Source organism: Haloarcula mannanilytica (genome assembly GCF_005406125.1).
Classification (GTDB): domain Archaea; phylum Halobacteriota; class Halobacteria; order Halobacteriales; family Haloarculaceae; genus Haloarcula; species Haloarcula mannanilytica.
Genome location: NZ_BIXZ01000006.1, coordinates 86660 through 98334 on the forward strand (window position 1 = coordinate 86660; position 11675 = coordinate 98334).

Genomic DNA, 11675 nt, shown 5'->3' on the forward strand with positions numbered 1-11675 from the left:
AACTTTCGAAAACGCTTTATCCATTTAGGCTGGCCTAAACAGTATGATGGAAGAAACGGTCGACACTCTGGAACCGACACGCCGGCTGTCAGGGGCTATACCAGACGGAGTGTTGTGAACATGGCGACGGATGTGGGGGACCGGTCGGAGACAGCCTTCGACCACGAGGTCGGTATCGTCGGCGGCGGCCCGGCCGGCTGTGCGGCGGGTGTATTTACGGCACGGGCTGATCTCGATACGGTCATCTACGACCGTGGTCGGTCGTCGCTCAAGCGATGTGCGTACCTCGAAAACTACCTCGGCTTTCCGGCCGGGATCGACATCGAGACGCTGTATGACCGTATTCAGGACCACGCCGAAACCGCCGGCTGTACTATCCGCTCCGATATGGTCGAATCGCTCGATAGGACTGCGGACGGAGAGGGGTTCGTCGTCGATACCCAGGAGCGAAGTGCGGTCACGACTCGTCGCGTCATCGCAGCGACCCGCTACGACGGCGAGTACATGCGCGGGCTGGACGACGACGCGGCGATGTTCGAGACCTACGAGCACGACGGCGAGGAACGCGAAACTTTCGACAACGATTACGCCGACGCCGACGCCGACGGCACGACGCCGGTTTCTGGTCTCTACGTCGCGTCACCGTCCGAGGCGGCGGACATGCAGGCCATCGTTGCCGCCGGTCGGGGCGCACGGGTCGCACGCCGGGTAATCGCGGATGCGAGAATCGACAACGGCTGGTGGGAGTCCGTGGCCGATGGCGTCGACTGGGTCCGCCGCGAGGCTGAACTCGACGACGAGTGGACCGAGCGAGAGACCTGGATCGAACATTTCAACGACCGGTACGCCGAGGACGCCCCCGTTGAGCCGGATTCGGACCGCTTCCAGCGGGTCCGCGAAGCGGCCATCGACGAGCGGCGGTCGTCGTACATTACGTCCGAGGAGATAGCCGAGCGGACCGAAACCGGGCAGGAAGTACTGACTGAGTACCTGGACCCGGCGGCGGTCGTTTCGGCGCTCGATGAAACCGCCGTTCTCGATGCGATGGACGACGAGCGGATCCACGACTACGTCAACACAACTGACGACACAGCGGAGGGAGGTGAGTAACGATGGCAAGCAAGACTCCAAGCGCCACTGGTGCGTGGTCGCGAGCTCGAACGTGGCTCGGGCATATTGACGGGTCGCTGCTCGCGCTCTGTCTCGGGAGCCTCGTTGTCGTCTTCGCCGGTGGCCTCATTCAGGTGAGTTTCGGCGCGTTCTCGATGACGATCCTCGAAGCGTGGCAGGCCGTCTTCGACCCGGATATCCTGTTCGACCTCCAGGTCTGGCAGGTCCTCTTGCTCGGTGGCCAGATCAACCCGGACGTGCTGTTGAACCCGCTTGCCTGGGATTCGCTCATCGTCGATGCGTCGCTCCCGGAGATGAACAAGCGGAGTCTCATCGTCTGGAACATCCGGCTGCCGCGAGTCCTCGTCGGCGTGCTCGTCGGAATGAACCTCGCGGTCTCCGGGGCGATCTTCCAGGCGGTCACCCGGAACGAACTCGCCAGCCCGTTCATCCTCGGCGTCTCCTCGGGCGCGGGACTGATGATCCTGCTCACGCTGGTCGTCTTCTCGGGGCTTTCGACGCTCCTGCCGCTGATCGCCTCCGCGGGCGGCGCAGTGGCGTTCCTCATCGTCTACGCGATCGCCTGGAAGAACGGCACCTCGCCGGTACGGCTGGTGTTAGCCGGCGTCATCGTCAGTACTGTCTTTGGCTCCCTCCAGACGGCCATGTTCTTCTTCGCGGACGATATCGGCATCGTCCAGTCCGCTATCGCCTGGACGACTGGATCGCTGACCGGGACTGACTGGGAGCAGGTGCGGATGGCACTCCCCTGGACGGTCGTGGCGATGGGGCTGTCGCTGTTTAGTTCTCGACAGTTGAACGTCCTCCTGCTCGGGGAGAACACTGCCAGGTCACTCGGGATGTCCGTCGAGAAGGTCCGGTTCGCGCTGTCGGGCGTGGCCGTGCTCGCGGCGTCTGCGAGCATCGCCGTGGCCGGTATCGTCGGCTTCATCGGCCTCATCGTCCCCCACATGGTCCGGAACATCGTCGGGAGCGACTATCGGAAACTCGTCGTCGGCTGTGTCTTCGCCGGCCCGGCGCTGATGGTCGGAGCGGATGTCGGCGCACGCCTGGCAATGAATCCGACGCAGATCCCGGTCGGTATCGTCACCGGACTGGTCGGCGGGCCGTACTTCCTCTACCTGATGCGGAAACAGCAGGAAATGGGTGAAATATAATGTCACAGAACCACGCGAAGACGAACGGGACAGGTGCTGAGAATACTAACGGTGCCGTCGGGGAATCTCCGTCGAACCATTCCGAGGCGTCGCTGACGGGCGAGGACCTTGTCCTGACGTACCCGTCCAGCGACGGCCCGATAATCGACGGCGAGACGATCACCGCCGAGCCGGGTGCTGTGACCGCTCTGGTCGGTCCGAACGGGTCGGGCAAGAGCACGCTACTGAAGGGCCTCGCCAATCAGCTCACGCCGGAAGCGGGGTCCGTGCTGTTAGACGGGGAGGACATCCAGACGCTCGGTACCAAAGCAATCGCTCGGAAGCTCGGCCTGCTCTCACAGGAGAGCACATCGCCAAACAGCATCTCGGTTGAGGACTTGGTGTATCACGGGCGCTACCCGCACCGCGGGTTCTTCGAGAGCGTCACCGAGGAGGACGAAGCCGCCGTCGACCGGGCGATTGATCTGGCCGGCTGTGGCCACCTCCGTGACCGCGAAGTCGGCAGCCTCAGCGGCGGCCAGAAACAGCTCGCCTGGATCGCGATGGTCCTCGCACAGGACACTGACGTACTCCTGCTCGACGAACCGACGACGTTCCTCGACCTCCACCACCAGCTTGAGGTGATGGAGATCATCGAGACGCTCCGCGACGAGAGCGATATCACCATCGTGGTCGTCCTCCACGACATCGAGCAGGCGGCCCGTCTCGCCGACCAGATGGTCGCGCTCAAAAGCGGCGCAATCCAGGCCCACGGCACACCCGAGGAAGTCGTGACCGAGCGACTCCTCGCTGATGTTTTCGAAATCGAGGCCGAGGTTTCGGCCACAGCACACGGGCCGCGCATAAACCCGATCCGCGCACGTCACGACGGGGACGAACATGACGCCGACGATGACGGAACCGAAACTGACCGTACTGAGGAGGTCGTGGCCGAGTAGTGGCTGCACAGGACGACCACGAAACTGCGCTCGATGCCTACCGGGAACAGGTCTCTCGCCCATTGCTCCGTCTCTTTCGAGCGTACGCGACGGGCGAGGCCCTCTGGCTACTCCTCGGGCTGGCGACGAGTGTTCTCGCTTACGGGACCGTACTCGTCACCCCGCTCGTTCTCGGGACCACAATCGACGCTGTGTTCACCGGTGAGAGCGCCTACACGCTACCGCTTGTCCCCGACCCATGGCTGCCCGACACACAGTCCGGGCAGTTCTGGCTCTCGGCGGCGATTGTCGGGACCGCGCTGGGCGGGGGCGCGCTACTCCAGTGGGTTCGGGGCGTCTCGATGAACTACTTCGCTCACGGGGTGATGTACACCATCCGGACCGACGCCTACGAGAAGATGCAGCGCCTGGACATGACCTTCTTCGACAACAAGGAGACCGGCGAGGTAATGTCCATTCTCAACAACGACACCTCGAACCTGGAGGTGCTGTTCGACAACGCCCTGGGCGACAGCGTCCGTATCGGCGTCATCGTCCTCGGGATTACCGGAGCGTTGCTGTACACGAACTGGCAGCTCGCGCTCGTGACCCTCGGCGTCGTGCCGTTGCTCGTGGGGTTTACCTGGTGGTTCATCAAGGTCATCGAACCCAAGTACACGCGCCACCGCTCGACGATAGGGGACCTCAACACCCGTATCGAGAACGGCCTGAGCGGCATCGAACTCGTCAAGACCACGAGCACGGAGGCCTACGAGAACGAGCGGGTCCGCGGTGTTTCACGGGATGTGTTCAACGCACAGATGGCCGTGTTGCGACTGAGTTACTTCTACCGGCCGGGAATGGAGTTCATCACCGGGGCGGCGCTGCTGGCGACGTTCGTCATCGGCGGCCTGTGGGTGTTCTCGGGGCCGCCGCTGTTCTTTTCCGGCCAGCTTACCACCGGTGATTTCGTCGTGTTCATGCTGTTGACCCAGCGGTTGACGGGGCCGATGGCGCAACTGTCGGATATCGTCGACTGGTACGAGAACGCCAAGGCCTCGGGCAAACGGATCTGTGGCCTCATGGACGTGCCAGTTCGCATCTCGGATGCGCCCAATCCCGTTTCGCTCGACGCTGTGACGGGCCGTATCGAATACGACGACGTTACGTTCGCCTACGAGACGGCGTCGGTCGAAAACGATGGGAAGGCCGACTACGACCCGGAGACTGGCGAGCCAGTGCTTGACGGTGTAGATATCACTGTCGCCCCGGGCGAAACGACCGCAATTGTCGGCCCGACAGGCGCGGGGAAATCGACGGTTGCGAAGCTGCTCCTCCGCCTCTACGACGTGACCGATGGTGCGGTTCGCGTCGACGGCCACGACGTGCGGGACATTCGCCTGGCGGACCTGCGCTCGTCCATCGGCTATGTCAGCCAGGATACGTTCCTGTTCGACGGCACGATTGCGGAGAACATCCGGTACGGCCAGTTCGACGCGCCGCGGGAGGACGTGGTGGAAGCAGCGAAAGCCGCCGAGGCACACGAATTCATCGAGGGGCTGGCTGAGGGATACGACACTCGCGTGGGCGAGCGCGGCGTGATGCTCTCCGGCGGCCAGCGCCAGCGCATCGCTATCGCTCGAACAGTGCTGCAGGACCCCGAGATACTGCTGCTGGACGAGGCAACTTCCGCGGTGGACACGGAGACAGAGTACCTGATTCAGCGGTCGCTGGATCGACTTGCGGCCGACCGGACGACGCTCGTCATCGCGCACCGCCTGTCGACGGTGAAAGATGCCGACCAGATTGTCGTCCTTGACGACGGTCGTGTCACCGAGCACGGTACGCACGAGGAACTGCTCTCGACTGACGGACTGTACGCGAACCTCTGGGGGGTTCAGGCCGGCGAAATCGACGCCCTGCCGGACGAGTTCATTGCACGGACATCGGACTCAGCGTCTGATGTCTGACCTTCCCAGATACAGAACCGGAACATCTATATAATTTTTAGGCTAGCCTAATTCTATGGCAGACGACGCCACTGAAACCGAGACGCCGACGCGCAGAGAGTACGTCAAATACGGTGGCACCGTCCTTGGCGCGGGCTTGCTGGCCGGCTGTACTGGCGACACAGAGGGCGAGACCGGCTCTACGACGACTGAAACGAAGACGGCCACCGTAGACGACTCCTACGCCGTCACGATGGCCCCGATGGGCGAGGTGTCTTTCGACGGGGTGCCCGAGGACGCGGTGATTTTCGACGATGTCTGGGCGGACCATCTGGTCGCGCTCGGACAGCAAGACCGCATCACTGCGCTGGGGCGGCCGGACGGCTACTTCACGGGCTTTTATGACGAACTCCCCGGGGTTGAATTCGACACCAGCGGCCTCCAGGCGCTGTGGAGCGACGGCCTTCCGAAGGAACTGTTCTACGAACTGGACGCCGACATCCACCATCTGGACCCCTGTCGCTGGCTCTCGTTCGACTCCGGCTGGTCCCAGGCGGATTTCGACGAGGTAGCGGACAACGTCGGCCCGTTCTTCGCGAACCGGTTCAGCCGTGCCCATAGCGACCCACCTGAGGGCCGCTGTCGGGACTCGTATCAGTTCTACACGCTGTGGGAACTGGCCGAGACGTTCAGCCAGGTGTATCAGGTGGCGAACCGCGGCGCGAAGCTCCGGGCGGTCCGCGACGAGATGGTCGAGTCGATTACCGAGCAGTTGCCACCGGTATCTGAGCGCCCCACTGTCGCCCTCGTCGTCTACAATAGCGAGTCGGAGACGTTCGGCACCTACCAGATCAACGGGCCGGGCTTCGCGAAGGCTCATTACCGCCCGCTTGAGCCGACGGGGGCTTTCGCTGAGAGCGACAAGACGTACGCCAACTCCTACAGCGACGTTGACCTCGAAGAGATGCTGGAGGTCGACCCTGACGTAATCATCCACCACTGGGACATCGAACCCTCCGACCGGTTCGAGGCGCTGCTGGCGCTGGAAGACCACCCGGTCGGCAAGGAACTCACCGCTATCGACACCGACCGGGTGTACGTCGGCGGCACGCCGATGCAGGGGCCGATATTCAACCTCTTCCAGCTGGAGAACGCGGCCAAACAGATTTATCCCGAGGCGTTCGGTCAATTCCGCGGCGTCGGCAAAACGCCCGAAGACGAGCAGCTGTTCGACCGTCAGCGCGTGGCAGACATCATCAACGGGGTGGCCGAATGAGCGACAACACGTCACCGACGCGCAGGGAGGTATTGCGGTACGGCGGGGCGGCCGGAGTGGTCGGCCTCCTCGCGGGATGTTCCGGCGGCGGGTCCGGGTCCGCGACTAATGCGGACACGCAAACAGCAGGCGATGGGGACGCTACCGATGGCACGGCGACCGACACGGACGCAGCTAGCGATACGTCGGCTGCGGAGTCGTACTCCGTGTCGATGTCGCCGATGGGGGAGGTGACGTTCGAATCGCCCCCCGAGACCGTCTTCACGCGGCTTACACACCACGCCGACATGGCGTTCGCCCTGGGTCGCGGGGACACCGTCACTGCGATGCACGCCCCGGACTACTACAGCGGCCTGTGGAACCAGTTCGTCGAACGGCTGCCGGACGTGTCGCTGGACTGGACCGGGCTGTACTCCTCGTGGGAACCGAGCAAGGAGAAACTGTACGAACTGGACAACGATGTCCACCTCGCTGACCCGGCCTGGATAGCCGGACAGGAAAACTGGGACCGGGAGGACTTCGAGGAAATCGCTACCAACGTCTCGCCATGGTTCGGCAACTCGCTGAGTGACCGCCACGCCGAACCCGCTCCAGGCTGGCAGGAGGGGTACCAGTACTACACTCTCTGGGAGCAGTTCGAACTCGTGGCCGAGGCGTTCCAGGAGCAGGCCCGGTACGAGGCGCTCGCGGCCATCCACGACGAGATGCGTTCGACCATCGATGCGAATTTGCCGCCAGAGTCGGAGCGTCCGTCGGCGGTGATGCTCGCCGCGGCTGATATCGAGGAAATCTACGCGTACACGCTGGACAACCCCGGGTTCCTGACCGCACACACCCGTCCGTTCGGCGCTCGTGACGCCTTCGAGGGGTCGATTGAGACGAACACCGTGGTCGATTTCGAGGCGCTGCTTGAGGCGGACCCGGACGTAATCCTGTACCTCGGCGGGTTTGAGCCGAACACGAGTCTCCCGGGGCGTCGGGAGGCGTTCAAATCCGATCCAGTCGGCTCAGAAATCACGGCGGTACAGAACGACCGCTTCTACCCGCAGGGAGCGAGATATCAGGGACCGATTCTGCATCTCTTCCAGTTGGAGATGACTGCAAAGCAGCTGTACCCAGAGCAGTTCGGCGAGTGGCCGACCTACACCGAAGGTCCGTATCCCGAAATCCCTGCCGAGGAACAGCTCTTCGACCGCCAGCGAGTGGCAGACATCATCAACGGAGAATTCGAAGCATGAGCGACAACGACAGGACAGCAGACGCGCGGACACGCAGAGCCTATCTAAAATACGGCGGTGCAGTCATCAGTGGTGGGTTGCTCGCCGGCTGTACCGGCGGTGCTGACTCACAGTCGACACCGGCAACGACGGACAGCGACACACCAACTGCCACTGACACACCCGATGCGACGCCGACACCGACTGAATCGGAGCCCTACACGGTCACAATGGAGCCGATGGGCGAGGTAACCTTCGAGTCAGTCCCGGAGCGGTGGATGGCCTACTTCAGCACCTACGGGGACATGGCCATCGCGCTGGGACAACTCGACGGCCTTACGGGGCTAATCTACACCGAGAACTGGCCGCTGGCGTTTTTCGACGCCATCCCGGATGTCGATGTATCGTTCGACGATATCCCACAACTGATGGGCGAAGGTGGCATCGATAAGGAAGCCTTCTACGAGATGGACAGTGATGTCCACCTGTTCGACCCGAACTTCGTTCAGGTGCTTGATGACACCTGGACCGACGCGGACTTCACGGAAATCGAGACCAATATCGGTCCGATAATCGGGAACAGCATCCGGCGACGGACCGACGACTGGCACGACTACCGGTACTACTCGCTGTACGAGGCGTTCGAACTAATCGCCGACGTGTTTCAGGAGCGCGAGCGGTACGAGGCCGTTGTCGACCTGCATAATTCGCTGCTATCGGAAATCGATGCAGGGCTCCCGCCCGAAGACGACCGGCCGACGGTCGGTCTGCTCTCGGTCAACTCCGACTTCGAGGGCGGGTCGTTCTACGCCTACCCCGTCCACGACGGGAACGGGCACAAGCAGTACCGCGACCTGGGGATGCGCGGCGCGTTCGACGATGTTATCGACGGGAGCTACGCCGAGTGGGACTACGAGCAACTCCTCGACGTGGACCCCGACATTCTGTTGTTCCAGTATGGCTTCTCGCACGTCTCGGCCGCGGAGTTCGAGGATCGGATGGCGGCGATGCGCGAGGACCCCATCGGTCAGCAACTCTCGGCGGTACAGAACGACCGACTTTACCGCGGCGGGACCTCCTACCAGGGGCCGATAATCAACCTCTTCCAGACGGAAATCGCCGCCAAACAGTTCTATCCGGAGGCATTCGGCGAGTGGCGCGGTCTCGGTGACATCCCGGCCGACGAACAGCTGGTCGACCGACAACGGCTAGCTGATATCATCAACGGGGTGTTCGACCAGTGAGCGACGATACGCCGATTCGACGGGAGACGCCCACCCGACGGGAGACGCCCACCCGACGGGAGACGATCAAATACGGCGGCGCAGTTCTCGGCGGAGGACTGCTGGCTGGCTGTTCCGGCGGGGGTGGCGACGCCGAGACCGCTACAGCAACTGCGACTCCGTCTGAAACCGACGGTACTGACGCTGCCACATCGGAGAGCTACGAGGCGTGTATCGAACCCGTCGGCTGTCAGACCTTCGAGTCAGTCCCGGAGACGTACATCGTCAACAACGGCGAGTGGGCAGACATGGCATTTGCACTTGGCCAGCGCAACGGATTCCTGACGGCGGCGAACATGATTCCGGGCTTTCTCTTCGAGCCGTTCGGCCTTGATGTTCCGTCGGAATCTGAGACGACCTCGCTCTCGGCGACGAACTGGGACAAGGAGCGCTTCTACGAACTCGAACCGGATGTCATCCTCATGGACCCGAACTACATGCATCGTACCGGGTGGGACGACTCCTGGGACAAGGCCGACACCGACGAGATTCGTGAGAACGTCGCCCCCTTCTTCGGAAACAATATTCTCCGCCGCAGGGAGTGGCACGACTACACGCTGTACTCGCTGTATGATGCCTTCGAACGACTGGCTGAACTGTTTCAAGAACGGGATCGTTACGAAGCCCTGGCGGCGGTCCACGAAAACGTACAGAACACTGTCCAGTCTCGCCTCCCATCGGAGGACGACCGGCCGGACATCGGACTGATTAACAGTGCCTCGAACCCTGCCGAGGGAACGTTCTATCCAATGAACACCCAAGTCGAAGGCGTCGAAATGAAACCATACAGAGACCTCGGCATCGGCAGTGCGTTTCCTGACAATATGGTCGAAGCTGGCACCATAGATTACGAGCAACTCCTCGACGTGGACCCCGAGATACTCGTCGTCCACTGGGGAATCGGAACGACCGGTGACCAGGAAACGTTCTCTCCGACAGCGTTCCGCGAGCAGTACATTGAACCGATGCAGGCGGACTCGGTCGGGGCAGAACTCTCAGCGGTCCAAAACGGCAACGTGTACCCCGGGGCGTTTGGGTCCCAGGGGCCGCTGGTGAACCTGCTTCAGACGGAGATGGTCTCTCAGCAACTCTATCCGAATGAATTCGGTGCTTTCGAACCGCAGCAGTTCCCGGACGTTCCCGAAGAGAAGCAACTGTTCGACCGACAACGGGTTATCGACATTGTAGACGGCGATATTTGACTCACCGAGGCCCCGTCGTTTGAAACAGATTCAGATATGAAGATTTGACACTTTTTACCCCATAACATAAACGAATATCTTACTACTGGAGATATTGATGGTAGTGTATGTGGAATATAAGGGTATACTGGGTTGTTTGTCCAGAAGAATTTTATAGTACCATGTCATCTATTCACACATGTTAGTTCACGAAGGCAACACGCACTCACACGCCGCCGGCGCCGACCGATACTGCCGTCACTGCAACGATGTGGCGTTAGCGTACGACCCGACTACCGAACGGCCACGCTGTCGTTCCTGCGGGAAGTTAGGCTAGTCGTATTTTTCAGGCCTTCACTGTGCGGTACTGGATGATTAAAACACCTCTCATACCCGAACCGTCACATATCAGTCGAGAACTGTCCAGCGAGTTGTACCGTGGGTTGAGTGACTGCCGCCTGAGTCGGACCGGCTACAGCTTGACGAGGACCTTGATCGCTTCGCGCTCGTCCATCGCCTGATACCCCTCGGGGACGCCGTCGAGGTCAACGGTTTTCGTGAAAATCGGGGACGGGTCCAGCGTGCCCTGTAACACGTCAGCCAGCAGTTCGTCGGCGTAGGCGCGGACCGGTGCGACGCCGCCGCTGAGCGAGATGTTGTCGCCGAACAGCGAGAACATGTCGAGGCCCTGATCGTTGACGCCGTGGGGGACGCCAACGTAGCCGACGGTCCCGCCGGGCCGGCAAACGTCCGTCGCCGTGTCCATCGCCGAGGCTGCGCCGACACATTCGAGGACGTGATTCGCACCGCCGTCGGTCAAGTCTAGCGCGGCGTCGACGGCCTCCTGTCCGCGAGCCGACACGGTTTCAGTAGCGCCGAACGACGCCGCGAGTTCGAGGCGGTCCTCGTGGTGTCCCATCGCGATGATACGTTCCGCGCCGAGGCGACGGGCCGCGAGTACGCCACACAGTCCGACGGCCCCATCACCGATTACGATGCAGGTGTCGCCCTCGTCGACGCCGGCGCTGACCGCCGCGTGGTGGCCGGTTCCCATCACGTCCGTCAGTGGCAGAATGGCCTCTAGGGTGTCCTCGTCGTCGGCGTGGCGGTCGGGGACGCGGACGAGTGTTCCGTCGGCCTCCGTCGCCCGGACGTACTCGCCCTGGCCGCCGCCGTTGTCGCCGCCCCAGGAGTCGCCGTTTACGCAGGACGTGTGCAGTCCCTTGCGGCAGAACTCACACCGGCCACAGCTAATGACAAAGGGGGCGAACACTCGGTCACCGGGCTCGACTGAGCGAACGTCGTCGCCGACTTCTTCGACGATACCCATCGGTTCGTGGCCGACACGGGACCCCTCCTCTCGGTCGCTCTGGCCGCGATAGAACCACAGGTCGGAGCCACAGACAGCGGTATGGGTTACCCGAACGATTGCGTCGGTAGGTGATTCGATCTCCGGTCGCGGGACCTCTTCGACGGTGATTTCGCCGGGACCGCGGTAAATGGCAGCGCGCATGGAGTTCGCTTTGGGACGACGGTGGAAAATCGTTCTCATGCACTCTCAGCG

9 protein-coding genes are annotated in these 11675 nt (G+C 62.2%); 8 read left to right on the top strand and 1 reads right to left on the bottom strand.

The window, feature by feature from the left end; all coding sequences use genetic code 11:
* The first annotated feature begins 120 nt into the window (after positions 1-120).
* Genes Harman_RS15355 through Harman_RS15390 form a run of 8 tightly spaced genes read left to right on the top strand, consistent with a single transcriptional unit; the run spans position 121 to position 10132 of the window.
* Positions 121-1110, top strand: a complete 990-nt coding sequence (locus tag Harman_RS15355; protein ID WP_137684662.1) for a thioredoxin reductase — start codon at positions 121-123, stop codon at positions 1108-1110.
* A gap of 2 nt (positions 1111-1112) precedes the next feature.
* A complete protein-coding gene (locus tag Harman_RS15360; protein WP_137684663.1) occupies positions 1113-2288 on the top strand; it encodes a FecCD family ABC transporter permease in 1176 nt (391 codons plus the stop codon).
* Complete coding sequence (locus Harman_RS15365; protein ID WP_137684664.1) at positions 2288-3226, top strand: ABC transporter ATP-binding protein; 939 nt, start codon at positions 2288-2290, stop codon at positions 3224-3226. Before Harman_RS15360 ends, Harman_RS15365 begins: the two co-directional genes overlap by 1 nt.
* On the top strand, positions 3226-5175 hold the full coding sequence (locus Harman_RS15370; protein ID WP_137684665.1) for an ABC transporter ATP-binding protein: 1950 nt from the start codon (positions 3226-3228) through the stop codon (positions 5173-5175). The genes Harman_RS15365 and Harman_RS15370 overlap by 1 nt, the downstream gene beginning before the upstream one ends.
* Positions 5176-5230: 55 nt before the next feature.
* Entirely contained in the window at positions 5231-6430 is a 1200-nt protein-coding gene (locus Harman_RS15375; protein ID WP_137684666.1) for an ABC transporter substrate-binding protein, read from the top strand.
* Positions 6427-7668: an ABC transporter substrate-binding protein gene (locus Harman_RS15380; protein WP_137684667.1), complete on the top strand. Its 1242-nt coding sequence runs from the start codon at positions 6427-6429 to the stop codon at positions 7666-7668. Before Harman_RS15375 ends, Harman_RS15380 begins: the two co-directional genes overlap by 4 nt.
* A complete protein-coding gene (locus Harman_RS15385; protein WP_137684668.1) occupies positions 7665-8891 on the top strand; it encodes an ABC transporter substrate-binding protein in 1227 nt (408 codons plus the stop codon). Before Harman_RS15380 ends, Harman_RS15385 begins: the two co-directional genes overlap by 4 nt.
* Positions 8888-10132 (top strand): ABC transporter substrate-binding protein, encoded by a 1245-nt coding sequence (locus tag Harman_RS15390; protein ID WP_235007227.1) that lies wholly within the window; start codon positions 8888-8890, stop codon positions 10130-10132. The genes Harman_RS15385 and Harman_RS15390 overlap by 4 nt, the downstream gene beginning before the upstream one ends.
* Positions 10133-10583: 451 nt before the next feature.
* Here the strand turns inward: Harman_RS15390 and Harman_RS15395 are convergent, their stop codons facing one another.
* The gene (locus Harman_RS15395; protein ID WP_137684669.1) at positions 10584-11624 is read right to left on the bottom strand and encodes a zinc-dependent alcohol dehydrogenase family protein; all 1041 of its coding nucleotides are present in this window, start codon (positions 11622-11624) and stop codon (positions 10584-10586) included.
* Between the last annotated feature and the right edge of the window lie 51 nt (positions 11625-11675).